Genomic DNA, 25619 nt, shown 5'->3' on the forward strand with positions numbered 1-25619 from the left:
AGAGGTTCGTGGTGTCGACACGGGCACACCAAGGACGTTTGTGTGGTCTCACGGACGTGGAGACGCGTGTGTTCGGTGACATCGATCACTGCTGGCGGGGGGTCGGAATCCTCTCCATCCCCGGGGCTGAGCTGGTTATATGACCGAACGGTTCCGCTGGCCCGCTCCCAGCGTAGGACGACCCTGCCCGACGCGGGGAGTACCCGACTCCAGGGAGCGTAGATTTAATATCGTTGCTCGAGAACTCCGGGGCGTTATGGATCGAGCTGGCAATAGGACCACCCACGACATCTGGAAGGACCGACAGAAACTCACACCCGACAAGGAGTTCCTCGTCTTCGAGGACGCCGACGGCGAAACGAGTCGGTTCACCTACGCCGAACTAAACGACGGGATCAATCGGACGGCGAACGCCCTCCGGGACGAGCTCGGTATCGGCGAGGGGGACAAGGTAACGATCCACCTCACGAACTCCCCCGAGTACCTGCTTACCTGGTTCGGGGCGATGCGGGCCGGGGCCGTCGTCGTTCACTCGAACGCGAACCACACCGCCGGCGAGGTGAACTACACGATCGACAACTCCGACTCGGTCGCGGCCATCACCCAGCCCGGCTTCGAGGCGGTCGTCGACGAGGCGGCCGAGGGAACGGCCGTCGACACGAAGATACTCGTTCGGACGGACGAGGCGGAGGGGGACAAGCACGTCTTCGACGACCTGATCGACGGTGCGAGCACGGACCCGCCCGACGTCGACCTGCGTGCCGACGACACGGCCCAGATCATGTTCACCTCGGGAACCACGTCCGCCCCCAAGGGCGTCGTCCACACCCACGCCAACCTGGTGAACGCCAGCATGCGGATCGGGCAGTCCGCACACGCCCGTCCGGACGACCGGAACCTGACGGCCCTGCCGCTGTTTCACGTCAACGGCCAGATCGTCAGCCTGCTGTCGATGCTCGGCGTCGGCGGGTCGCTCGTCCTCCTCGAGACGTACGACACCGGGACCTACATGGGGAAGGTACGCGAGTACGAGGCGACGCTGACGAGCCTGATCGGGACCCAGGTTCGTGCGCTGCTGATGACGCCCGAACAGCCGGCCGACGGATCGAACGACCTCCGGGAGGTCTTCTTCGCTATCAACATCACCGAAGACGAGAAGGAGACCTTCGTGGAACGGTTCGACGTCTCGTTGATGAACGGCTACGGGCTCACCGAGACGGTGACGGGGGTCACGATGACGCCCCCGTACAGCGACCGGCGGTACCCATCGATCGGCGTGCCCCAGAGCGAGCGGGTCATCCACCTCGTCGACGACGACGGGAACGAGGTCCCCGACGGCGAACGCGGGGAGATCGCGGTCGAGGGCGTTCGCGGCCGGACGATATTCAAGGAGTACTACCAGATGCCCGAAAAGACCGAGGAGGCCTTCACCGACGAGGGCTGGTTCCTCACGGGTGACATCGGTCGATTCGACGAGCTCGGCTACGTCTACTTCGTCGACCGGAAGAAGAACATCATCAAGACGCGCGGCGAGAACGTAAGCGAGAGCCAGGTGGAGAACGCCCTGGAGGAGCACCCGAAGATCGGCGAGGTGGCGGTCGTCGGCGCCCCTCACGAGGTGTACGACGAGGTGGTGAAGGCCTACGTCCTGCCGGCTGACCCCGAACTGACGCCGGAGGAGGTCGTCGAGTACGCCGAGGAGAACCTCGCCGAGTTCAAGGTCCCCGAGGAGGTGGAGTTCGTCGAGGAGTTCCCGCGGACGAGCATCGGCAAGGTGGAGAAGGTGACGCTTCGAGAGCAAGAGGGCGCCGAATGAGTTCCCGGATCGACCCGGCGGCCTACGAGGACGATATCGGCACCGTCAGTTCGCGGGAGTTCGGAGAGATCACCCGACGGCAGGTTCGCCGGTACGCCCGAGCGGTCGAGGACGACAACCCGCTGTACACCGACGTCGAGTTCGCCCGCGAGCAGGGGTACGACGACCTGGTGGTGCCGCCGAACTTCCTCTCGGCGGTCATCGACCCCGGCGCGGGAAAGCCGGCCGACGAGCTCCGGCGGGACGGAACCGCGCCGGACTCGATCCCGGTGACGATCCCGGAGGACGCGATGCTCATGGGCGGCGGACAGGACATCACGATCAACAGGTACGTGACGGCCGGCGAGTCCATCACCGAGGAGGAGACGTTCACCGACATCTACCAGAAGGACGCGGAGTTCGGGACACTGACGTTCGTCGAACGGACGTCCGAGTACGTCGCCGACGAGGCGGCGCCGTGTATCGAGTGCGACAAGACGCTCATCGTGGGGGACGCGCCGTGACCTCGCTGGACGACGTCGCGGTCGGGGACGAACTCCCGCCGCTGGAGAAGGAGTTCACGAAGCCACAGCTGTTCCGGTACAGTGCCGTTACGTGGAACCCCCATCGCATCCACTACGACACCGAGTACGCACGCGAAGAGGGCCACCCTGACGTCCTCGTCCAGCAGCACATGCACGGGGCGGTCGTCCAGCAGTTGCTCCTCGATTGGCTCGGGACCGACGGCGAGCTGTGTTCGCTGTCGTGGCGAAACGTCGGTCGGGCGACGAGCGAGCAGGTGCTGATCGTCGAAGCCGAGGTGACCGACGTCGACCGCGAGGCGAATCGTATCGACTTCGAGGTCAGCACCCGCACCGAACGGGAACGGTGCGCCGAGGGGGCCGCGTCGGTCCGGCTCTTCGAGAACGACTGATTCGACCCGCACCGGGGAGACGGTCCCGCCGGTCAGTCCTCCCGCTGCAGTTCGTCGAGTCCGAACAGTTCCAGTAGCCGCTGTCTGTCGAACGACGCCTCGCGTTCGCCGAGCAACTCCTGAACGACGCCGTACAGTCCCTGCGGCGTGTAGATCACCACGGCCACGAAGAACGCCCCCAGAAGTAGCGGCCACAGGGAGGTAAACTCAGCCAGGAGATCGGAGATCAGAACGTAGACGAAGGCGCCGACGAGCGGCCCCCCGAGCGTTCCGACGCCGCCGATGATCGTCATGATGACGATGTCTCCCGACATGAAGAAGTTGTACAGCTCCGGACCGACGAAGGAGAACAGAAGCGCGTACAGCGCCCCCGCGAGCCCGGACACGAGCCCGGAGAAGACGAACGCGATGAGGAGGTACCGCTCGGTGTTGTAGCCGAGGTTCTCGGCCCGGACCTCGTTTTCGCGGATCGCCTGGAGGCTGCGGCCGAACGGGGAGTTGACCACGCGTCGGATGCCGAACCAGCAGACGACCAGGAAGAACAGACAGAAGACGTAGAACTCGAGTCCGCCGCTGGCCGGGTCGAGCGGGCCGATGCTGCCGTCGACGTTCGGCATTATCAGGCCGTTGTTCCCGCCGGTCACGTCCGTCCACTGGAGGTTTATGTAGAAGATCATCTGTGCGAACGCCAGCGTGATCATGGCGAAGTAGAGTCCACGGCGGCGCAGGCTGAGCCACCCGAAGACGACGCTTGCGAGGACGGCAACGACGATACCGAACAGCATGGCGACGTAGAGGGATCGAGCTACGTACTGGAGGAACAGCACGGTGCCGTAGGCGCTGAGCCCGAAGTAGGCAGCGTGGCCGAACGACGGCTCACCGCCGTATCCCAAAAGGAGGTTGTACCCCATCGCAAAGATGGCGAATATCAGCACCTGGCCGACGAGCAGCTCCGAAAACAGGAACGGGAGCGAGACGAAGACCACGGTGGCCACGAGCCACTTTATCCGTGCCGTCGTCACGCCCCGTATCCCCGTCGGCGCACGGGTCGACGTATCCGGGGTCATGTCACCGCACCACCGTCCGAGCGTCCCGCCGGTCGGAAACGGGTCGACCGGCTCGGTTTCCCCGGGTCGTGACCGCTGTCATCAGTGGGCCTCCTGGGGAGTACCGAACAGTCCGTGTGGTCGGACGAGCAGTACGACCGCCATGAACGCGTATATCACGGCGTCCTGGGCGGGCGGGAAGACCACGCCGGTGAGCGTGATGACCAGGCCGATGAACAGCCCCGCGACGATACTCCCCGTGAAGCTCCCCATCCCGCCGACGATGACCACCACGAAGGCCGGTATGAGCAGTTCGACGCCCAGTTCCGGGTTGGCGCTCCGGAGCGGCCCCACGAGCGTGCCGGCGACGGCGGCGAGCAGACACCCGATGACGAACACCAGCGTGAATATCCGCCTGATGTCGATACCGAGCGTCCTGACGAGGTCCCGGTCGTGGCTCCCGGCCCGGACGACGAGCCCGTAATCCGTCCGCGTGAGAAACAGGTAGACGGCGGCCACACAGACGATGCCGGCGACGATGACGAACGTCCGGTACAGCGGGTATCCCGTCACGAGCAGGTCCACGTTTCCGCGGCCCCAGTCCGGGACGGGGTAGTTCATACCGACCGGCCCCCAGCGCAACTGGACGAGTTCGCGGATGATCTCCGCGACGCCGAACGTCACCAGCAACTGGAGCAGTACGTTCTCGTGATCGACGCGTCGCAGTATGAAATACTCCAGTACGAAGCCCAGGACGCCGACCGCCAGCATGGCGACGATGACCCCCAGTAGCAGACTCTCGGTCAGGAGAAACACGCTCAGGGAGACGTACGTGCCGACCAGCAACAGGTCGCCGTGGGCGAAGTTCACGACGTGCATGATCCCGAATATCAGCGACAGCCCCAGCGCGACCAGCACGAAGATCATCCCGAGGGTCACTCCGTTCAGGAACTGCGTGGCCCAAAAATCGACGCTCACGGCGGTCATCGGCCGACATCCTCGGTTCGGAGTCCGGTCGAGGGGGGCTGCCCTTCGGTCGTGGTCGGCCGCCGTATCGGCCGGCCGACAGCGCGAGTAGTGGCTCGCGGGCGACGGCCAGGGGCGTCGCGTCCCCGTTCACCCGTCCGTTCACCCTGCCTGTGGAACCGAACGGCCGCCCGAGCGACACGGTTGTCGTCTCTCATCTGTGCCCCGTAGTTCACGACAGATCGCAGCCGGTCTCCCCACACGGACGCATGGCGTCCTCCAGCGGCGTGGGGACCTCGACGATCTCGAACCAGTTCTGTTCCTCCGAGTCGACTTCATCGGCGGGACGGCTCCGGACCACCGGCGTCGGGAACTTCGCTCGATGGTCACAGGCGCGCATCGTCTCGCCGTGCCCCCACATCTGTGGGAACAGCTCCGTTCCTTCGAGTACCGGCTGGAGATCCGCCGTCTCCGCGCTGCCCGCCTCCGCGACGGCGCTGAGCATCGTCCGCGTGCCGACGTAGAGGTTCGCCGCGTAACTCAGCGGGACCGTCTCGTACTCCTCCCGGAAGTCCGCGCCGAACCGGTTGGATGGCTCGGTGTCTATCTGCCAGTACCACGAGAGGCCGCCGGGGTAGAAGTTCTCGTGTCCGAGGATTCCATCGTTTACGGCCCCCATGGAGATTATCGGGGTCGTGATGTAGGAGGCGATGAAGTCCTCGTAGATGCCGAACTCCTGGGCCTGGTTTATGAGCTGGGCCGTACTGGCGACGAAACTCACGGCGTCGGCCCCGGAGTCCGCGGCGGACGTCAGCTGGGCCGAGAAGTCCTGTGTCCCCAGCGGGACGAAGTCCCGACCCAGCAACTCGACGTCGTACTCCTCCAGCAACGTGTTGTCGTGGTACGATGCGACGTTCTGCCCCCACGAGTAGTCGAACGCGATCTCGTAGATGCTACCGATCTCGCCGCCGTTCTCGTCGAGGACGTACCGCAGCCCGGAGCTGGCCTGCTGGAGCGTGCTGTTCCCGAAGTTGTACACGCCGGGACGACAGTCCGCGCCGGTCAGCCGGAGGTTCCCCCCGATACATCCGTACGGGACGTCCTCCTGGTTGGCGAGGTCGGAAATCGAGAGCCCAACGGCGCTGGAGAAGTTGCCGACGAGGAGATCCACGCCGTCGTTGATGAGTTCCTGTGCCCGCGTCCGACCCGTCCCCGGCTGGGTCTCCGTATCGGCGAACTCCACCGAGACGTCCCGCCCGGCGTCGCCGTCCTCGTTCGCGTGGGCGACGGCCAGTTCGATCCCGTCCCGACAGTTTTCGCCGACGAAGCCGTAGGGACCGCTCAGCGGGAGCGTCGAGCCGATCCGAAGCTCCTCGCCTCCCGAGTTCCCGAGACAGCCAGCCAGGCTCGCCGTTGCGAGGCCGGCGGGCACGGATTTCAGTGCCGTCCGTCGAGACACACTATCTACGTTAATCGTTCTCATACCGACCTCATCCCGAGGCGAGTATATTAAACATACCGACGGAAGGCTCGGATATATGTTGAGTGGTTTATACCACCGAGGCGGTCAGGGTCCGGATACGTTTCGAGGTGATCGTCGTCGTTTTCGGCCACGGGAGACGGTTCGGAGCATCCGACGGGGGAGTGATACGGTTCGCCAGCAGTGCGGGGCCGGTACGACGGAGGACGCCCGGCACACCCGAGCGACGTTCGGGGTGAGCACGATATGTCGCAGCGGCGAACGTACCGTTCACACGTCGGGGAGCACGTCGTCACCGAGCGTGTGCAAACACCGAACCACGTCGTCGACGTCCATACCGGGGTAGTGAACCCGGAAGACGACGTTCTCGATGCCGAGGTCCGCGTACGCCTCGAGCTCCTCGAGAACGTCCGACGGCGAGCCGATGAGGAACCGGTCGGCCGCGACCTCGCGGAACCCCTCCTCGAAGTCGGCGTCCTCGAGCCCCCACGCCGAGTAGCTCTCGTATTTGTCCTGCAGGTACGGCCGAACGGTCTCGAACGCCGCCTCGCCGTCGGGGAGGACGAACCCCTCCCGGACGACCGTCGGCGGGAGACACGCGTCCCGCCGGTCGTGGTCGGCGACCGCTCGCTCGTAGACGTCCATCTGGCGGGCGAGTTCGGTCCGTTCGGCCAGGGGCCCGGCGAGCCACGAATCGCCGAGCCGTCCGGCGCGTTCGCAGGCCGCGTCGACGAACCCCGCCACGTACACCGGCGGTGCGGGCTCCTGCAGCGGTCGCGGGTTGGTTTCGACCCCGGACAGCTGGTAGTGCTCGCCGTCGAACGACGTCTCGCCGTCCGTCCACAGCCGTTTCACGACCTCGATCCCCTCCTCGAGGCGACCGACCCTGTCGGCGATGTCGACGCCGAAGGCGTCGTACTCCGCCTCGCGGTACCCGAGGCCGAACGCGGCCCGGAACCTGCCGCCGCTCAGGACATCGATGGTCGCGCCCATCTCCGCGACGTTTACCGGGTTGTGGAGGGGCAGCAGTATCGCCCCGGCGCCGATGTCGACCGATTCGGTGGCACTTGCGAGCATCCCGAGTACGGGAACGTTGTGGAAGTAGTGAAACTCCGACGTTACGTGGTGTTCGCCGACCCACACCGAGTCGAAGCCGGACTCCTCGACGACGCTTGCGATACGCCGTATCGACGCGGCCGCGGCCCGCGGGGACTCGCCTGCCGGATACTGCGTGGGCAGACCGGTTCCGATCTCCATGCGCCCGTAACGGCGACGGCGGTGTTGTGACTTACGGTGGCGTGGGTCGTGAGACTGGGCGAACGATGTTCTCGAGTACCCCTGCGGGGCGGTCGGATACGAACCCCGGAGCCTCAGAGCGTGAGATACCGCCGCTGGATCTCCTCGTTCTCCCGTAACTGCTCCGTCGGGCCTTCCTCCTGAATGACCCCCTCGTCGATCACGTAGCCGTAATCGCTCACGTCCAGCGCGAGGTTGACGTTCTGTTCGACCAGGAGGACGGTGATCCCGTCGTCGTGGATCTTCACGAGCCGGTCCCGCACCTTCTCGACGAGCGACGGCATCAGCCCCTCCGTCGGTTCGTCTATCAGGAGCAGGTCCGGCTTCGAGACCAGCGCCCTGGCGATGGCGAGCATCTGCTGTTCGCCGCCGCTGAGCGTCCCCGCACGCTGGCTCCCGCGCTCGGTCAGGATGGGGAAGTCCGCACCGACGCGCTGAAACGCCGCGTCGAACGGCTCGTCGACGTCGTGGGCGATGTAGCCGAGGCGTACGTTCTCGCGGACGGTCAGTTCCGGGACGAGGCGCCGTTCCTCCGGGATGAGGGCGATCCCTCGGCGAGCCGTCTCGTCCGGGGAGAGTTCGGTCACGTCCTCGCCGTCGAACGTAACCCGGCCGTCCGTTGGAGTGAGGAGCCCCATTATCGACTTCAGGCACGTCGTCTTCCCGGCGCCGTTCCGTCCGACCAGCGTCACCAGACTGCCCGCCTCGAGGGTCATCGACACGTCGTACAGTACGTGACTCTTCCCGTAGTGGGCGTCGACGTCCTGCAGTTCGAGGCGGCTCACGTCCGTGCACCTCCCAGATAGACGCGCTGGACCTCGCCGTCCTGGCGCACCTCGTCGGGCGGCCCGCTCACGAGCCGTCGGCCGTTGTGGAGGACGGTTATGCGGTCGGCGACCGACATCACGACCGACATCTTGTGTTCGGTGAGCGCGACGGGGATCGATTCCCCGAGCTGGTTGATGAGGTCTATCATCTCCATCGTCTCCTCGGGACTCATCCCCGCGGTCGGCTCGTCGAAGAGCAACATGTCCGGATCGGTGCCGAGCGCGAGCGCGATCTCGAGGACCCGCTGTTCGCCGTGACTCAGGTTGGCGGCCAACGAGTCGGCCTTGTCCGCCAGGTTCAACCGCTCGAGGATCTCCATCGACCGTTCGCGTACCTCCTGATTGGAGTCCGCCCGTCGCCAGAAGTTGTAGGGGTTGTAGTTCGACTGGGTGGCGATGTTGACGTTCGTCAGGACGGGGAGGTTCTCGAAGACGGACGTGATCTGGAACGAACGTACCAGCCCCCGGCCGGATATCTCGTGGGCCGACTCGGCCGTGATGTCGTCGCCCTTGAACTCGACCGTTCCGTCCGTGGGCGGGAGGTCCCCGGTGATGAGGTTGAACGTCGTCGTCTTCCCCGCGCCGTTCGGCCCGATTATCGCGTGAATCTCGTCCGGCGAGAAGTCGAGCGTCAACCCGTCTACGGCCGTCACCCCCTCGAACTTCTTTTTGAGGTTGTGGACCGAGAGTATCGGAGCGGCCATACTATCGTTCCTCTGGGGGAGGGCATATGACTGTTTGGTCGGGCGCCTCGAGGCCCGCACCGAACGGCTCTCTACGTCGTTCCCCAACGGCTTTCCCGCACCGCGAGAGGCGGCGTCAGGGAACCACGTCGGAGATGGCCCGCGAGATGGTCTCCTCGTCCGGGAGCGTGTACTCCTCCTCCGGCGGGCTGTACGATATCGGGACGTCGGCCCTCGTGACCCGCTTTACGGGTGCGTCGAGGCTCCAGAACGCCTCGTTGCTGATCCGGCTCGCTATCTCGGCCGCGGCGCCACACGTCCGGTAGCCACCGTCGACGACGACGGCCCGGCCGGTCTTCTCGACGCTCTCGAAGATCGTCTGCTCGTCGAGGGGCAGGAGGGTCCGGGGATCGACGACCTCGACGCTCACCCCGTCGAGGTCGTCGGCGACCGACCGGGCCATGCGGACGGTCTCGCCGACGGCGACGACCGTGACGTCGTCGCCCTCGCGCTTGACGTCCGCCTCGCCGAGGGGGATCTCGGGGGTCTCCTCGGGGACCTCCTCGCGGGTGCTCTGGAGTTTCGCCGGCCAGTAGACGACCACCGGGTCGTCCTCGGCGACGGCGCTGTGCAACAGCCCCTTCACGTCGGTCGGCGTCGTCGGAACGACGACCTTCACCCCCAGGTGCATGAGGACGGGGTAGGTGTAGTCCGAGTGCTGGGCCGAGGCACTGCCGGGGGCACCCGCCGACGGGATCGTGATGGTGATCGGTATCGAGACCTGTCCGTCGGTCATGTGTCGGAGCCGCTGGGCGTTGTTGGCGAGCTGGTCCATCGCCAGGTAGCTCATCGTGTTTATCTGGTGTTCGACGATGGGTCGCTTGCCGTCCATGGCGGCGCCGACGGCCAGCCCGTGGAAACCTTGCTCGGAGATGGGGACGTCGACGACCCGGTCCTCGCCGTACTCGTCGACGAGGTCGTGGGTCGTTCCCATCAGCGCCAGACGCACGTCCTCGCCCATGACGAACGCCTCTGGGAACTCCGCGAGCACCTCGTGATACGATTCGACGATCGCGCCGACGTAGCTGGTATCGCTCATCGTTATCTGTATTTCGGGGCCGGAAAGGCCGGGTACTCCTGGTCGGCGTAGGCGTTCTCGGGCGCTCGATCCCCGCTCGGAAGGTCGCTCTCGGTTGCGAGGTCGACGGCGCTCGATACCTCCTCGTCGATCTCGTCGTCGATCTCGCGCAGCGTCTCCGCGTCGACGCGACCGGATTCGACGAGGGCCTCGCCGAACGTCTCTATCGGGTCGCGGTTCTCCTTCCAGTCGCGTATCTCCTCGTCGGACCGATAGCTCCGGTCGCTCAGGATAGCCTCCTCGCCGGAGAAGTGGCCCTTGTACCGGTAGGTCTCGCACTCGACGAACTGCGGGCCCTCGCCCGCTCTCGCGTCGTCGACGGCCTCGGAGATCGTCTCGTGAACCGTCAGGACGTTCTGGCCGGTGATGGTCCGGCTCTCGATCCCGTAGGCCTCGCCCCGGCTGGCCAGGCTGTCGCCGGCGGCGGCGTACTCGACGTCGGTGCTGACGGCGTACTTGTTGTTCTCGCAGACGAAGATCACGGGCAGATCCCAGATGGCGGCCATGTTCATCGTCTCGTGGACGACGCCCTGGTTTATCGCGCCCTCGCCGAAGAAGGAGACCCCGACGCGGTCGTCCCCGTCGATCCGGCCGCTGAGCATGCCACCGGCGACGTGTGGGACGCTGGCACCGACGATCGCGTTGCACCCGAATATCCCCAAAGAGAAGTCGACCATGTGCATCGAGCCGCCGCGTCCCCGGTTCAACCCCGCCTCCCTGGCCGTCAGCTCCGCCATCATCCCATCGAGGTCGGCGCCCTTCGCCAGGACGTGCCCGTGTCCGCGGTGGGTGCTGCCGATGATGTCCTCGTCGTCGAGTGCGGTACACGTCCCGACGGCGATGGCCTCCTGTCCGATGTAGGGGTGTATCGGCCCCGGAATCTCGCCCGCCCGGACCAGCTCGCCGGCGGCGATCTCGAACTCGCGGATCTGCTTCATCTGTCGGTACATCTCCACCAGCAGATCCTCGTCTCGATCACCGATTTGCGATACTAACTGCTTTTCCATGTGTACGGAAACCGTCTTAGTCGGGCCATATAAATTCTTGCTTGCCCCGGGTCGAAAACGACGGCTGGCGGCCCACGGCTCCCGGGTCGTCGGGGGGAGGCGGCCGCCGTTCCGCTGGTGGTCCCCAAACGGTTTTAGTCCGTTTCCGTGTAGAACGCGGCGATGGGAGACATCATTCGGATGCCCCGGCTTGGCATGCAGATGCAGCAGGGGACGCTGATCGAGTGGCACGTCTCGACGGGGGACGCCGTCGACGCCGACGACCTCCTCGCCGAGATCGAATCCGAAAAGTCGGTCGGCGAAATCCGCGCCCAGTCGGCCGGCGTCGTCCGCGTGCGCTACCTCCGCGAGGGCGAAGCCGCCGAACCCGGCGCGGCGCTGGCGATCGTCGCACCGGCCGGAGAGGACATCGACGAACTCCGGGAGTCGGTCGACGCAGACCCGTCCGCGGCGGGCGCCGAGGACGCTTCCGGGGATGAGCCGAGTGGTGAGACCGGGGACGCATCCGACGTGAGGGCGACGCCACGGGCCAAGAAACGGGCCCGTGAACTCGGCGTGGACCTGGCCGCGGTCGAGGGTAGCGGTCCCGACGGCGCCGTGACCGCCGACGACATCGACGCCGCCACGGCCGCAAGCGAGGAAGCCGGCGTCGAATCCGGCGAGGAAGGTGGAGACGAGGCCCCGACAGGAACGAGCGGGCCGGCGGTCCGGGAACGGCGGCAACTGGTCGGCGTCCGGCGCACGATAGCCGAACGCCTCCAGCGAAGCCACCGGGAGGCCCCACACGTAACCGAACACCGGGACGTCGACGTGGAGCCGATGCTGGCGGCGCTGGAGGCGTGCCGCGAGGAGTACGACCCGGACCTCTCGCTCGTCGACCTGCTCGTCGCCGCGGTCGCCGAGACGCTGACGGAGCACCCGGAGTTCAACGCCACGCTGGAGGACGACACGCACGTCCTCTACGACGACGTGAACGTCTGCGTCGCCGTCGATACCGACGCCGGACTGGTCGCGCCCGTGATACGCGAGGTGGGGAGCAAGTCGCTGACGGAACTGGCCGAGTCGCGCAGGGACGTCACCGAGTCCGCGCAGAACGGGGAGTACGCACCAGAGGACCTCACCGGCGGGACGTTCACCGTCTCCAACCTCGGCGTCCTGGGCGTCGACTCGTTTACCCCGATCATCAACCCGCCGCAGGTCGCCATACTCGGCGTCGGCCGACCCCACGGCGAGGTCGTCGGCGACGGCGCCGACTCTCGGACCCGCAGACACGTCACGTTCTCGCTCTCGTTCGATCACCGTGCGGTCGACGGCGCCGACGCGGCGCGGTTCCTCGAGACGCTCGCCAACCTCGTGGGCGACCCCGCCTCGGTGCTGCCCGAGGGCGTCGAGGTCGACGCTCTCGGTGACGACACCGGCGCCGAACCCACCGCGGCCGACGGCGAGGAGGCGCTCCCGCACCGAACCGCAACGGCCCGCGTCGAGGACGGACTCTCCGGGACGGCGCGGGTGGCGAACGGCTCGTGGCGGTTCGACGAACCGGAGACGGTCGGCGGGACCGGAACGGCCCCGACGCCGGTCGACCACTTCCTCGGGTCGCTCGCGTCCTGTCTGGCCGTCACATGTCGGCTCCAGGCCGACAAGTACGACGAGGAGCTAACGTCGACGGCCGTCGAGGTCGAGGCGGGCCCCGAGACGGGACGCATCGAGGACCTCGCGGTCACGATAACCGTGCGAACGGACGCCGACGACGACACGGTCGAGCGCGTGGTCGAGGCCAGCGAACGAGCGTGCTACGTGTCGGACCTGCTGCGGGACGACCTCGCGGTGGACGTCACCTGGACGCGGGAGGCGTAGCCGGTCGATCCAGTCGAAGAGACGAATCCGTTGAGTGGTCCACCGGACGCCCGACGAGGCCGTTCAGTCCCCCTCGAGGAGGTCGCGCTTTTCGGCCTCCTCGACGAGGGCGGGAACGCCCCGCTCTATCGTGTGCGTGCCGATCGTGAACGCGAGCTGTAGCACCTCGACGATCTCGTCCCTCGTCGCCCCGTGTTCGATGGCGTTGTTGATGTGGATCGCCGCGCCCGGTTCGTAGAGGTGCGTGGTCGCCACGTCGATCGAGGTGAATATCAGCTCCCGCGTCTTCGCGTCGAGTTCGCCGTCCTGCGCCGGGTGGGCCGAGTACCGGGTGTAGTGGTCGAAGAACCCCGGATCGAGCACCATGATCGGCTCCCACTGCTCGGCCCAGAACCCGCGCAACTCCTCGAACTGCTCCTTCAGTCGGGCGTGTTCGGCCAGCTCCTCGTCGGTGAACTCCTCGGGCAGCCCCAGCGTCTCCGCGACGATCGGAACCCCGTCGCCGAAGGTGTGGACGCCGAGGACGCTCGCCATCTGGATCACCTCGAGGACCTCCTCGACGCTCGCGCCGTGGTCCAGGGCGTTCCCGATGTGGCGGCGGATGGCGTCCTCGTAGAGGTGCGTCGTCGAGGTGTTCACCGCGACGTGGACGAGTTCCTTCGTCTTCCTGTCGAGGGCGTCACCCTCCAGCGGGTGTGCGGTGATGTCCGCCAGGATACCGAGAAACTCCGGGTCCAGCCGTAGCAGGTCGTCGAAGCCGTCGTGCCAGTAGCCGCACCGTTCGATGAACGCCTCTTTCAGTTCCCGTTCCTCCGTCGAGAGGTGTTCGTCTCCGGAACCCATACGAAAACAGCGAGTATATCCGATATTAGTTCTTGTGCCGGTCGGTTCCGACCCCTCGTCGGCATCGGTCGGCCGGCGTCGGTCGGTTCGACGGGCCGTGTCGGTCCGACGGCCGGGAGTCCGCCCGCTCGCATCGGAGACCGGGTCAGATCCCGTAGGACCGCGGGAGGCCCAAGACGTTGTTCGCGATGGAGTTGAGCTTCATGTTGTCCGGTATCGGGGCGATCTTCTGGTGGCGCGAGAGGCTCCACACCGCGGCGATGCCGTACTCGGAGACGAAACTGCTCCCGCCGAAGGTTTCGACGGCGGCGTCCGCCGCCTGGTAGCCGGCGCGTCCGGCCTTCAGGTGGGCGATGTTCGTCAGTTCCTCGATGCGGTCGGCGCCGGTATCGTAGGCGGCTGCCGCTCGCTTCACCATGGTACTGGCCGACTCGAGGTCGGCGTACGACTCCGCGAGCGGGAACTGGACGCCCTGATGAGAGCCGATCGGTTCGCCCCACACCTCCCGTTCCTTGGCCCGGTCGACCGCCTCCGACAGTGCCCACTTTCCGCGCCCGAGGTGTTCGGCGGCCGTGCTTATCCGTTCGGGGTTCAGGACATCGAATATCGGGGCGAACCCGCCATCGACCTCCCCCATGACGTTGGACTCGTGGACGCGCAGATCGTCGATGTGGACCGTGTAGGTCCCTTCGCCCGCCGGCCAGTACATGTCGAGGTCGATCTCCTCGTACTCGATGGCCGGGTCGTCCGGGTCGACGATGAATACCGTGAGGCCATCCGAACGCCGGTCCACCTCGGAAACGTCGGTGGTGCGCGCGAGGAGCGTGTATCCGTCCGCCTTGTCCAGCCCCGACGTAAACACCTTCTCGCCGTTGACGACGAACTCCTCGCCGTCGCGGTCCGCGACGGTGGACGTTCGAAGCATGTTCAGCCCCGTGTTCGGCTCGGTCACGCCCAGCGCCCAGTTGACGTCGCCCGACGCGATACCGGGGAGGTACTCCTCCTTTTGCGCCTCGGTCCCGTACTTCGCCGTCACCAGCCCCCCGAAGACCGTGTTCAGCGTGAACTGGCCCAGGGCATCCCACCCGCCGGCCTCGCCGAGGGCCTCGATCGCGTACACCAGATCGAGCATCCCCATCCCCTCTCCGCCGTACTCGGTGGGTAGCGGGATACCGAAAAACCCCGCGTCGGCGATGGCGTCGACGAACTCCTCGGGCTCTTCGCCCTCCATCCGCTTGTCCCGGAAGTACGTCTCACCGAAGCCGTCGATGATGTCCTTCGCCGAGTCGACGAGTAGTCGATGCTCTTGGCTGGGCCCGATATCCATACACGGCCGTTGTTAACCTACCACGTTATACGTTCCGATCCGACGACTCGGGAACGGCCGAGTACCAGGGCCGAAAGGGGGTATTCGGGCGTTTCGGCGCGAATACTATCGTCACTCACCCCCGAACGTTCTCGAACGGTGGTGTGTCCCCGATCGTCAGGCGGGGTCGGTGCTCTCGTCGATTACGTGATCGTCGGCGACGTTCGGGGCACCGACGGCGAGGAGTTCCGTATCAGCGAGTGCCCGGACCTGTCGCCACGAGTCGGGATCGATCACGACGAAGTCCCCCGTGCTCGCCGTAAACACCTCGTCGTCGACCTCGACTTCGATCCGCCCGTCGACCACGAACAGCAGCTCTTCCTGTTTTTCCTGCCGGTGTCGCCGAGCGGTATCGCCCTCCTCGTAGTAGAAGTAATTGAAACGCATCTCCCGCGGCCGGGAGTCGCCCGCGTCGCGCAACTCGTAGCCGATGGCTCGTACCACGGGTTCCGCCGGCGTTCGGGCCCTGTCTTCGGCCTCGTCGAGGTGTATCTTCGAGTACCCCATGGGAACGACGTCTCGAACGGCGCCATTAAGCGTTCCTGATCGACGACGGAGGGGGACCTTTCGGGAACGGGAGGGGTGCCGTGCTCGCGGCCGGGGGCGAGGTCACTCGACGACGCCTTCCTCGACGAGCCGTTCGATGTCCTCACCGTCGTACCCGTAGCGGGCCAGCAGTTCGGCGCTGCTCTCGCCGAGTCGCTCCGGCGGCGTCGCAAGCTGGGTCGCAAGCGCGGAGAAGTGGACCGGATGGTCGATGACGTCGGCGTCCTGTCGGTCGGGCCGTTCCATCACGCGGTGGAGATTGCGTTTCCGGACGTGGGGGTCCTCCCAGACGGTCTCGGTGTCGTGGATCGGGCCGGCGGGAACGTCGGCAGCCTGGAGGCGTTCGACCCACCGCTCGCTGCTGTCGGTTGCGAGTTCGGCCTCGATGATCTCGGTCAGTACCTCGACGTTTTCGCCCCGGTCGCTCATCGTCGAGAACCGATCGTCCGCCAGCAGGTCCTCCCGGCCGATGACCGAACAGAAGTCCCGCCACAGGGAGGGCGTCCCCGCGGCGATCACCAGCCGGTCGCCGTTGCAGTCGAACACACCGAACGGGGCCAGCGAGGGGTGGTGATCGCCGGACCGCGGGAACGGCTCTCCCGTCCCGAACGTGTAGCCGGCACGGACGGTGAGCCAGGATATCGCCGCGTCCAGCATCGGCACCTCGATCCACTCGGTCCGTATCGATCCGCGTTCCCTCGCAAAGAGCGCGGCGAGAACGCTCTGTACGGCGTACATCGACGCGATCAGGTCGCCGCTCGGAAGTCCCGACCAGACGGGGGGGCCGTCCTCCTCGCCGGTCATGCTCATGGCCCCGCTCATCGCCTGGACGAGCATGTCCCAGGCGGGCAGGTTCTCGTAGGGACTGTCCGTCCCGAACCCGGTGATAGAACAGTAGACGAGTTCCGGGTTGACCTCACGGAGCTCCTCGTAGGAGAGGTTGTACGACTCTATCCGGCCCGGTTTCGTCGATTCGACGAACACGTCGGCGTCGCTGACCATCTCCCGGACGATCCGCTGTCCCGCCTCGGACTTGAGGTCGATCCCGACGCTCCGCTTGTTCCGGTTGACGGCGTCGAAGTACTCCGGGATCGGATCGATGTTCCGGCATCGGTCGCCCCGCCCGACCGCCTCGACTTTGATCACCTCGGCGCCGAGATCGCCGAACGTCATCGTCGCAAACGGCCCGGCGACGATCTGTGTGAGATCGACGACCGTGATCCCCGACAGCGGGAGTTCCTCACCACGGTAGCCGTGGAACCCGTTGTTGCTCATCTACTCGTTTGTGTTTGTCACCTGATGATATAGTACCTGCGGTCGGTTCGATCTCCGACGAGAATACGTGGCGCCGCTCTAGCGGCCCACGAACTCCGGCTCGTAATCGTCCTCGGTGAACGCGCGAGCGCCTTCCTGGAAGTCCTCGGTTTCGATCAAGGGCTCGAACAGCCGCCGGTCGTACCGACAGCCCTCCCGGAGCCCCGTCTGGACGGCCGTGTTCGCGGCGTCCTTGAGCGCCTGTATCGCCAGCGGCGGCTTCGACGCGATCGTCTCGGCGAACTCCGCCGTCGTCGCATCGAGGTCGTCGGGAACGCGGTTCACGATGCCGAGTTCCCGTGCCCGTTCGGCCCCGATGTGTTCGCCGGTCATCGCTATCTCCTTGGCGACCGACGGGTTGGCCAACCGGCTGATGAACTGCACGCCGCCGGCCCCCGGGATGAGCCCGAGATCAACTTCGGGCAACCCGAGCCTCGCGTCCGCGTCGGCGAACCGGAAGTCACAGGCCATCGCGGTCTCGAGCCCGCCGCCGAGACAGTAGCCCCGGATCTTCGCCACGATCGGGACGGGAAAGTCCATGACGAAGTCGTAGTGGTACCGTTCGGAACTCGCTCCCGGGGAGTCGTCGCCGAACTCCGTTATGTCCGCGCCGGCACAGAAGTTCCCCTCGGCGCCCTCGACGACGACGGCGCGCAACGCGATGCCGTCGGCGTCCTCGTTGTGGCTTTCCAGCCACCGGAGCCCGTCGACGATGTCCGTTCGAAGCTGCTCGCTGAGTGCGTTCAGCGCCTCTGGTCGATTCAGCGTCAGGTGACCGATGCCCGTCGTCTCGTCGAACCGAGCCCTCGTCGTCTGGAATTCCTCCTCCATAGGTAGTGGTCTACAGCCGGTGATATGATTCTTCCGCCGCGCCCCCGGAACGGTGGATCGACGCGGGACCCGACCCGCTCGGTCGCGCCGCCGCCCCGCTCCGTTATCGACCCAGGAGGGACTCGTCGGTGTCGTACACCGCGAAGTCGAGTTCGTCCCGCGGACCGTAGTACTCCGCCTGATCCTGCGTGGTCTCGGAGTAGGCTGCGACGTGCAACAGCACGAGGTCCTCGTCGCCGGGGTTGTCGAACCAGTACTTCGTCTCTCGCGGAATCACGACGCCCTCGTGCGCTTCGAGCTCCTCGACGACCTCGTCGCCGTCACCGTAGAACCTGGCCTGCCCCTCCAGCACCATCCAGAACCCGTCCTGGCCGCTGTGGCTGTGCATCACGTTCCCCGCACCCGGCTCGAGGACCTGTACCGTCCCGCTCAGCAGGTCCGTCTTGCAGAGCCGTTTGATCATCCGGCTGGCCGGTCGCTCGTCGGGTCTCGTGATCTCGAATGACGGCGGCTCGTCCGCCTCTACGTCGGTTTCTTCCATGGGGGTTGGATGCATCCCTCTATGAAATAGCTTCGGGAGAACGCGGTCCCGACCGGAGCACGACACGGCGGGACGCTACGTCTCTTCGAGGTGTGCCTGCAGCGTCGCCAGTTGTTCGCCGGTCCCCCGCCGTACGAGCCCGGAGCCGCTCTGGACGCGGAACATCTGATACGGCTTCCCGCGGTCGATGTACTCCTTGGCCGTTTCCAGCTCTCCGTAGTCGACGTCGCCCCCGCCCTCCGGCTCCATACCGGCTACGGACTGCAGGATCGGCACGTCGTGTTTCGTCGCGGCCTCGACGAACGTTTCCCGAGCGTCCTGTATCTTCGGGTGGTCGTACTCGCCGGGCTTTCCGATCGAGATAGACATACAGTAGGGCCCGAAGATGGTGTAGCCCACCCCCGGGACCGACAGTATCTCGTCGATGTTCGGGATCGCCTCGTAGTCCTCGATGACGACGCCGAGCATGACGTTCTCGTCGCTCTCGAGGGCGACGGAGCCCTCTCGGGCGCCGAACTCGGTCACGCGGGCGTGGCTGGCGCCCCGGGTGCCGCGATCAGGGGGCGTCACCGCCCCGCCGTGATCCCAGTCCAGTTCCTCGACGTACTTGAACGAGGCCGCCCTGGCGACTTCCGCGACCTCCTCGGCCGTCTGGACGCGCGGGAGGGTGATATTGCGGATGCCCGTATCGAGGATCTTCCGGATCATGACGGGGTCGGTCGTCGGAACCCGGATCAGTATCTCGGTGTCGGCGCAGTCGGCCGCCCGCGCCTTGTGTTCCAGCAGGTCGGAATCGTACGGGCTCCCGTTGACGTGTTCCGTGTCGAGCCAGACGAAGTCGAACCCGACCCCGCCCAGCAACTCGATCTCTGTCGGGTGGTTTGCGACCGTCGTCGCCCCGATCACGACCTCGCCGTCCTCCAGTTTCTCCTTCACCTTGTTCGTGGTTTTCATACTCGATCGCGCTACTCCCAACGGCCGCGACCCGCTTAATACTTCTACCGTTCGGGGGCGTCGGGAGCCGGGCTCGTCGGCTCCAGCCACCCGTCGCGGAGTACCCACTCTTAATACGGAGTCTCCCTACGAAGGCATACGATGCAGGGTCGCACCGAAGAGCAACGTATGCTCGTCGATTCGCTGGAGGAACTGGCCGAAAACGAGTTCGCGGAACGGGCGTTCGACTGGGAGGGGGAGATCCCCCTCGAGAACGTGGACGTGCTGGCCGACCGGGGGTTCTTCGGGATCAACATCTCCGAGGAGTACGGCGGCGGGGGGATGACCGAGTTCGAATCCATCCTCGCCATCGAAGCGATCGGTCGGATCTGCCCCGACACCGCGCACTACTACTCCCAGCAGGAACTGCTGGGGCCGCGAGCCCTCGAGATGTTCGGCACCGAAACGGCCAAGGAGGAGTACCTCCCGCCGGTGACCGCGGGCGAAGACGGGATCGCCATCGCCATCTCCGAACCCGAGGCGGGATCGGACGTGAAAGCCATGAACACGACCGTCGAGGACAACGGCGACGGGACGCTGGTCGTCGACGGCGAGAAGACCTGGGTGAGCCTCTTCCCGGAGTGTAGCACCGCCGTGACGTGGGTGAAGTACCCCGAGGGGCTCGGGACGATCCTGTTGCCCCTGGATGCGCCTGGCATCGAGGTCCAGAACCACTACGTGAACATGGTCGGTCACACCCAGACGCACTTCGTCATCGACGAGGTCACCGTTCCCGAGACGAACGTGCTGACCCGCGGCCGCGAGGCCTTCGACGAACAGCTGAAGGCGCTCAACTGGGAGCGGCTCTCGGTCGGTGCCCTCTCGAACGGTATCGCGCTGTGTGCGCTCGACAAGGCCCTCGACTACGCCGACCAGCGCTCGCAGTTCGGACGCGATATCGGGGAGTTCCAGGGGATACAGTGGAAGCTCGCCGACATGGCGACGAAGATCGAGACCTCCCGGGCGCTGGTCTACGAGTCCGGGCGTCAGGCGCTCGAGGCGGGGCGCGTCCCCGACCCGATGCGTAGCTCCATCGTCAAACTGTACTCGCCGAACGTCGCCCAGGAGGTCATCGACGAGTCGCTACAGATCCACGGCGGCAACGGCTACCAGCAGGGTCACCCCCTGGAGTACCTCTACAGGCTGGTCCGCGGGTACCGGATCGGCGGCGGGACCGACGAGATCCAGCGCAACACCATCGCAAAGCTGCTGCAGGAGGGCGGCGGGCTCTGAGCGACCGGCGATCGCCGGGTATCGACCCTCCCGTTTCGGTGTGGGCCGAACGGCGGCCTCCCGCGGGGAACGAAAGAGACCACGAAAGCGGGGAGACGGATGCGAACGATCAAGCTCGGAAACGACGAATTCGAGGGGGAGAACAACGCCTATCTCCTGTCTACGGGTGACGAGCGGGTCCTCGTCGACACGGGCATAGACAGGGCGACCGTCAGACGGGACCTCGAGGGCGGCCTCGAGAGCGCCGGGTGCGGGATCGAGGACATCGACGCCGTCGTACTGACTCACTGGCACTACGACCACGCCGGTCTCGCCGGCGTCGTCCAGAAGGCAAGCGGGGCGACGGTCTACAGCCACGAGGTCGACGCGCCGTTGATCCGGCAAGAACGCGAAGCAATGACCGACTTCAGGACCCGTCAGTTCCGACGCTTCCACGAGTGGGGCATGCCCGAGCGGGCCATCGGGCGGCTCAGGCGGCTGTTCGAGGAGGAAAGCCCCGAGGTGTCGGGGACGCCGCCGGTCGTCGACACCGTGTCGGACGGCGATCGGTTGCAGTTCGGCGAAATGACGCTGGAGGCGATCCACACTCCGGGCCACACCGCGGGCCACTGCTGTTTCGCCCTGGAGGGGGCCGGCGATACGGAAGCGTTCGTCGGTGACGCGTTGCTCCCGGTCTACACACCGAACGTCGGCGGGGGCGACGGCCGTCTGGACCGTCCGCTGAAACGATACCTCGAAACGCTCACCTTGCTCGCTGAGCGGGGATTCACACGCGTCCACCCCGGCCATCGGGGCGTCGTCGAAGCGCCCGCCGAACGCGCCCGCGAGATCCGCGACCACCACCGGACACGGATCGAGCGGGTGATAACCGTCCTCGAGGAGCACGGGCCGGCCGACGCCTGGACGGTCAGCGATCACCTCTTCGGTTCGCTGGAGGGGATTCACCTCCTCGAGGGGCCCGGCGAGGCCTTCGCCCACCTGGAGCACCTCCGCCAGTACGGGATCGTCGAGGACCGGGACGGGACCTACCACCTTCTGGAGGACGATCCCGACGTCGAGTCGCTGGTCTGAACTCCGCTGCCGCGTGGCGTCGGCGTTCGCGTCGGAGCGGAAACCACGAATCGGTTGGATTTTTACTATCGGACCTTATCTGTGAATTCATAGCATGCTACGGCTTGGCATAGACATCGGTGGTACGTTCACCGACTTCACGCTGATAGACCCCTCGACCGACGAGGCCACGATCGACAAGGAGCCGACGACGGAAGCCCAACCGGAACGGGGTGCGCTGCGGGGAGCGAAACGCATCCTCTCGGAGAACGACGCCCGGTTCGAGGACCTCGAGTCCGTGCTTCACGGAACGACGCTCGTGTCGAACACCGTCATCGAACGGACGGGGGCGAAAACGGGGCTGCTCGCTACCGCCGGCACCCGGGATTCGCTGGAGCTTCGTACGGGGCTCCGGTACGACATGTCCGACTGGAAGATCACGTATCCGGAGCCGCTGGTCCCCCGGCACCGTCGCCTCGAGGTGGACGAACGGATCGACGCCGCCGGGAACGTCGTCGAGTCGATCGACCGGGAGGCGGTGTACGAACGGGTCTCGACCCTCGTGGAGGACCACGGCGTCGACGCCATCGCCGTCTCGTTTCTCCACTCGTACCTCTCGGGGGAGCACGAACGTGCCGTCGCGGAGGTCGTCGAGGAGCACTACCCCGACGTACACGTTTCGCTGTCCTCGGAGGTGGCTCCCGTCGTCGGCGAGTACCTCCGGACCTCGACGACGGTGCTGAACGCCTACGTCGCACCGGTCGTCGAAAACTACGTCGAGACGCTGGAGAGCGACCTCCGGACCGAAGGGTTCGACGGGAACCTCTACATGATGACCTCGACGGGCGGGGTCGTGGGGACGGCGGTCGCAACCGCCGAACCCGTCAGGCTGATCGAGTCCGGGCCGGCGGCGGGCGTCCTCGCGAGCAAGTTCTACGCCCGGGAGTACGGCTGGGACGACGTCTTCTCGTTCGACATGGGCGGGACGACCGCGAAGGGATCCGCCGTACAGGACGACGAGGTGCTGATAAACTACCAGGACGACGTCGCCCGCGAATACCGCTTCGAGGAGGGCAGCGGCTACCACGTCGTCTCCCCGCTGATCGACCTCACGGAGATCGGCGCCGGCGGCGGGAGCATCGCCAGCGTCACCGAACACGGCACCATCGAGGTCGGTCCCGAGAGCGCGGGCGCCGAGCCCGGCCCGGTCTGTTACGACCAGGGCGGAACCGAACCGACGGTTACGGACGCACTGCTGTTGCTCGGCTATCTCAACCCCGAGAACTTCCTGGGCGGTCGGATCGACCTCGCCGAGGGAAAGGCCGAAGAGGTCTTTTCGGATCGACTCGCCGATCCGCTCGACATCTCCGTGCCCGAAGCGGCGTGGCACGTCTACGACCTGGTGAGCACGAACATGGCGTCGGCCTTCCGCCGGTACACCTCCAGCAGGGGGATCGACATCAGCGGTCTCCGGATGGTGGCGACCGGGGGGGCAGGGCCGACCCACGCCCACCGGATCGCCGACGCGATCGGTATCGACGAGATCGTCTGTCCGTACGGTGCCGGCGTCGGGTCGTCGATCGGGCTGACCGAAGCGCCGAAGCTCTACGAGGCGAGTTCGAGTCGGCACGGCGTGGTGGCCGCGCTGGACGCCGAAACGATCCGAGCGGAGTTCCGCGCGCTACGCGAGGAGGCCGAGGCGGCGCTGGCGAAGACCAACGCCGACATCGACGACACCGAGACCTCGATCAGTATGGATATGCGACACGTCCAGCAGGGCTACGAGATAAAGGTCCCGTTCCCGGAGCACGACCTCGAGGAAGTAACGCCCGAGATCGCCAGCGAGCGGTTCGCCGAGGTGTACCGCGAGCAGTTCAACCGCGACGTGCTCGATCACCCGATCGAGGTGCGGAACTACCACCTCCAGCTGTCGGAACCGACCGAGGCCGGCCTCCCGAAGCTGACGGGGGTGGGGGGATCGACCCCCTCCCCCAGTGACCGCGAGATGTACTTCCAGCGAACCGGGCGACTCGAGGCGCCCGTCCACGCGTGGAACGACCTCGATGCCGGCGAGCGGATCGACGGACCGGTGGTGGTGGAGGCGACCGAGACGACCGCCGTCGTCGGCCCGGATTCGACGCTCGAAGTGAAACCCGGCAAGGACCTCCTCATCGATACAGGTGATTCCCGATGAACGACCGACCGACCGACGATCGACCCGGCGTGAGCAGCCTCGAGAAGGAAATAATCGGAACGCGTCTGCAGACGGCCGCCGAGGAGATATGGGACGCGACCACGCGACTCGCCTTCTCGATAGCGATGCGGGACATGAAGGACGCCTCGACGAGCGTGATGACGCCGGACGGGACGGCCATCGGCTGGTCACAGCGGAACGTGCCCGCGCTCTCGGGGAACGTCTCGCGGACGACGCGGATCATCCTCGAAGAGCACATCCCGCCCGAGGACATCGACCCCGGCGACGTGATCGTCACCAACGATCCGTGGATCGGGAGCGGGCACCTGCCGGACATGAGCGTGATCACGCCCATCTTCCACGACGGCGAACTCGCCGGCTTCGCGGGGACGACCGGACACCTCCAGGACATCGGCGGGAGCCCCGGCGGCTGGTCGACCGATTCGACGCAGTTCTACTCCGAGGGCGTGCTGGTCCCGCCGACCAAGCTCTACGAGCGCGGCGAGCGCAACGACGCGGTCGAGACCATGATTCGCGGGAACGTTCGGATTCCGGACACGGTCATGGGGGACATCGAGGCGATGCGCTCGGGCAACGCCGTCGGTGCCGAGCGGATCCGCGAGACCGTCGAGGAGGCCAGCGTCGACGCCTTCGTCGAGGTGACCGAAGAACACCTCCAGCGATCCGAGGAACGCCTGCGGAACAGGATCCGCGAACTCGACGACGGGACGGAATCCGGCGAGATATCGTTCTCACTTGCGGGACACGACCTGATCTTCGAGGTCGACCTCACGGTCGACGGGAGCGATATCGTCGTCGATACGACCGGCTCCTCCGAGCAGGTCGAAGCCGGCATCAACATCCCCTTCACGAACACGCGGTCCGTCACCGAGTACGTCGTCACCAGCATGCTGATCGGCTCCGACGTGGCCAAGACAGAGGGCGTGTTCGAACCGATCGAGATCGTCGCCCCCGAGGGATCGATCCTCAACTGCGAACGCCCGTTCCCGACGCTGTCCCGACACGTCACGTTCGGGCGCTACGAGGCGTTGCTGATGAAGTTGCTGGGACGGTTCGTCCCGGACCAGGCCATCAGCGAGTTCGGCGGCGTCCACGTCAACACGTTCACGGGCGTCGACGAGAACGGACAGGAGTTCGTCTCGCTGTTCCCGCTTGCGTCCGACATCCCGCCGAGCAAGGGGAAGGACGGTGAACCGGGCGTCTTCTTCCCGTACGGCGGCCGGTGGGTCCCGATCGAGGTCTTCGAGCAGTACTGCCCGGTGCGGGTCGAACGGAACACGTTCGCGCCGGACACGGAGGGTGCCGGCGAGTACCGCTCGGCCCCTGCGGTGGAGTTTTCGGTCCACAACCCCTCCGACGTGACGGTCGTCATCGTCTCCGTCGCCGAGAACGCCGATCACAACCCGGCCGGGTTCGAGGGTGGCCTCGAGGGGAAAACCGACACCGTGTCCTCCTCCGTCGAGGGGAGAGACGTCCCAGTCGACGGTCGGATCGAACTCGAGCCCGGCGAGACGCTCACGTTCAGCCCCGCCTCCTCGGGGGGATACGGGGACCCCGAGAACCGCGACGAGGACCTGATCGAGCGGGACGTTCGCTACGGCTACATCACCGAAGAGCGGGCCCGGGAGGTGTACGGACACGAAACCGACGAGTAGCGT

General features: G+C 66.1%; 23 protein-coding genes. 8 read left to right on the top strand and 15 right to left on the bottom strand.

Features of this window, described 5'->3' with window-relative positions; genetic code table 11:
• Positions 1–256: 256 nt before the first annotated feature.
• From NLF94_RS15225 to NLF94_RS15235, 3 genes are read left to right on the top strand one after another with little or no spacing between them, the layout of a single operon-like run.
• The gene (locus NLF94_RS15225; protein WP_254838482.1) at positions 257–1816 is read left to right on the top strand and encodes an AMP-binding protein; all 1560 of its coding nucleotides are present in this window, start codon (positions 257–259) and stop codon (positions 1814–1816) included.
• The gene (locus NLF94_RS15230; protein ID WP_254838483.1) at positions 1813–2319 is read left to right on the top strand and encodes an FAS1-like dehydratase domain-containing protein; all 507 of its coding nucleotides are present in this window, start codon (positions 1813–1815) and stop codon (positions 2317–2319) included. The genes NLF94_RS15225 and NLF94_RS15230 overlap by 4 nt, the downstream gene beginning before the upstream one ends.
• Positions 2316–2729 (top strand): hotdog family protein, encoded by a 414-nt coding sequence (locus NLF94_RS15235; RefSeq protein ID WP_254838484.1) that lies wholly within the window; start codon positions 2316–2318, stop codon positions 2727–2729. Before NLF94_RS15230 ends, NLF94_RS15235 begins: the two co-directional genes overlap by 4 nt.
• Positions 2730–2761: 32 nt before the next feature.
• Here the strand turns inward: NLF94_RS15235 and NLF94_RS15240 are convergent, their stop codons facing one another.
• The 8 genes from NLF94_RS15240 to NLF94_RS15275 form a co-directional block, all read right to left on the bottom strand.
• Positions 2762–3796 carry a branched-chain amino acid ABC transporter permease gene (locus tag NLF94_RS15240; protein ID WP_254838485.1) on the bottom strand — a complete coding sequence of 345 codons (1035 nt, stop codon included), beginning with the start codon at positions 3794–3796 and terminating at the stop codon, positions 2762–2764.
• An 81-nt stretch (positions 3797–3877) separates the two neighbouring features.
• Entirely contained in the window at positions 3878–4753 is an 876-nt protein-coding gene (locus NLF94_RS15245; protein ID WP_254838486.1) for a branched-chain amino acid ABC transporter permease, read from the bottom strand.
• Between the two features lie 220 nt (positions 4754–4973).
• On the bottom strand, positions 4974–6224 hold the full coding sequence (locus tag NLF94_RS15250) for an ABC transporter substrate-binding protein (protein ID WP_254838487.1): 1251 nt from the start codon (positions 6222–6224) through the stop codon (positions 4974–4976).
• Between the two features lie 267 nt (positions 6225–6491).
• Positions 6492–7478 carry an LLM class flavin-dependent oxidoreductase gene (locus tag NLF94_RS15255; protein ID WP_254838488.1) on the bottom strand — a complete coding sequence of 329 codons (987 nt, stop codon included), beginning with the start codon at positions 7476–7478 and terminating at the stop codon, positions 6492–6494.
• Between the two features lie 113 nt (positions 7479–7591).
• Positions 7592–8302: an ABC transporter ATP-binding protein gene (locus NLF94_RS15260; protein WP_254838489.1), complete on the bottom strand. Its 711-nt coding sequence runs from the start codon at positions 8300–8302 to the stop codon at positions 7592–7594.
• Positions 8299–9048 carry an ABC transporter ATP-binding protein gene (locus NLF94_RS15265; RefSeq protein ID WP_254838490.1) on the bottom strand — a complete coding sequence of 250 codons (750 nt, stop codon included), beginning with the start codon at positions 9046–9048 and terminating at the stop codon, positions 8299–8301. The genes NLF94_RS15260 and NLF94_RS15265 overlap by 4 nt, the downstream gene beginning before the upstream one ends.
• Before the next feature lie 115 nt (positions 9049–9163).
• Positions 9164–10126 (bottom strand): alpha-ketoacid dehydrogenase subunit beta, encoded by a 963-nt coding sequence (locus NLF94_RS15270; protein ID WP_254838491.1) that lies wholly within the window; start codon positions 10124–10126, stop codon positions 9164–9166.
• A gap of 2 nt (positions 10127–10128) precedes the next feature.
• The gene (locus NLF94_RS15275; protein ID WP_254838492.1) at positions 10129–11172 is read right to left on the bottom strand and encodes a thiamine pyrophosphate-dependent dehydrogenase E1 component subunit alpha; all 1044 of its coding nucleotides are present in this window, start codon (positions 11170–11172) and stop codon (positions 10129–10131) included.
• Between the two features lie 162 nt (positions 11173–11334).
• Here NLF94_RS15275 and NLF94_RS15280 point away from each other — a divergent pair, with 162 nt between their 5' ends.
• Positions 11335–13029, top strand: coding sequence for a 2-oxo acid dehydrogenase subunit E2 (locus NLF94_RS15280; RefSeq protein WP_254838493.1), 1695 nt, complete (start codon positions 11335–11337; stop codon positions 13027–13029).
• 63 nt (positions 13030–13092) lie between these two features.
• Here the strand turns inward: NLF94_RS15280 and NLF94_RS15285 are convergent, their stop codons facing one another.
• From NLF94_RS15285 to NLF94_RS15315, 7 genes are all read right to left on the bottom strand, one after another.
• Positions 13093–13872 carry a carboxymuconolactone decarboxylase family protein gene (locus NLF94_RS15285; RefSeq protein WP_254838494.1) on the bottom strand — a complete coding sequence of 260 codons (780 nt, stop codon included), beginning with the start codon at positions 13870–13872 and terminating at the stop codon, positions 13093–13095.
• A gap of 145 nt (positions 13873–14017) precedes the next feature.
• Positions 14018–15199 (bottom strand): acyl-CoA dehydrogenase family protein, encoded by a 1182-nt coding sequence (locus NLF94_RS15290; protein ID WP_254838495.1) that lies wholly within the window; start codon positions 15197–15199, stop codon positions 14018–14020.
• Positions 15200–15355: 156 nt separating this feature from the next.
• Positions 15356–15745, bottom strand: a complete 390-nt coding sequence (locus NLF94_RS15295; protein ID WP_254838496.1) for a cupin domain-containing protein — start codon at positions 15743–15745, stop codon at positions 15356–15358.
• Between the two features lie 102 nt (positions 15746–15847).
• Positions 15848–17059: a CaiB/BaiF CoA transferase family protein gene (locus NLF94_RS15300; RefSeq protein WP_254838497.1), complete on the bottom strand. Its 1212-nt coding sequence runs from the start codon at positions 17057–17059 to the stop codon at positions 15848–15850.
• Positions 17060–17137: 78 nt separating this feature from the next.
• Positions 17138–17929, bottom strand: coding sequence for an enoyl-CoA hydratase/isomerase family protein (locus NLF94_RS15305; protein ID WP_254838498.1), 792 nt, complete (start codon positions 17927–17929; stop codon positions 17138–17140).
• A 103-nt stretch (positions 17930–18032) separates the two neighbouring features.
• Complete coding sequence (locus NLF94_RS15310) at positions 18033–18470, bottom strand: cupin domain-containing protein (protein ID WP_254838499.1); 438 nt, start codon at positions 18468–18470, stop codon at positions 18033–18035.
• 75 nt (positions 18471–18545) lie between these two features.
• A complete protein-coding gene (locus NLF94_RS15315) occupies positions 18546–19424 on the bottom strand; it encodes an HpcH/HpaI aldolase family protein (protein WP_254838500.1) in 879 nt (292 codons plus the stop codon).
• Between the two features lie 141 nt (positions 19425–19565).
• Here NLF94_RS15315 and NLF94_RS15320 point away from each other — a divergent pair, with 141 nt between their 5' ends.
• The 4 genes from NLF94_RS15320 (at position 19566) to NLF94_RS15335 (ending at position 25616) form a co-directional block, all read left to right on the top strand.
• Complete coding sequence (locus NLF94_RS15320) at positions 19566–20696, top strand: acyl-CoA dehydrogenase family protein (protein ID WP_254838501.1); 1131 nt, start codon at positions 19566–19568, stop codon at positions 20694–20696.
• Between the two features lie 99 nt (positions 20697–20795).
• Positions 20796–21767: an MBL fold metallo-hydrolase gene (locus NLF94_RS15325; protein WP_254838502.1), complete on the top strand. Its 972-nt coding sequence runs from the start codon at positions 20796–20798 to the stop codon at positions 21765–21767.
• 94 nt (positions 21768–21861) lie between these two features.
• Positions 21862–23940, top strand: a complete 2079-nt coding sequence (locus NLF94_RS15330; protein WP_254838503.1) for a hydantoinase/oxoprolinase family protein — start codon at positions 21862–21864, stop codon at positions 23938–23940.
• Positions 23937–25616 carry a hydantoinase B/oxoprolinase family protein gene (locus NLF94_RS15335; protein WP_254838504.1) on the top strand — a complete coding sequence of 560 codons (1680 nt, stop codon included), beginning with the start codon at positions 23937–23939 and terminating at the stop codon, positions 25614–25616. Before NLF94_RS15330 ends, NLF94_RS15335 begins: the two co-directional genes overlap by 4 nt.
• Positions 25617–25619: the final 3 nt, after the last annotated feature.

The organism is Natronomonas marina, from assembly GCF_024298905.1.
Lineage (GTDB): Archaea > Halobacteriota > Halobacteria > Halobacteriales > Haloarculaceae > Natronomonas > Natronomonas marina.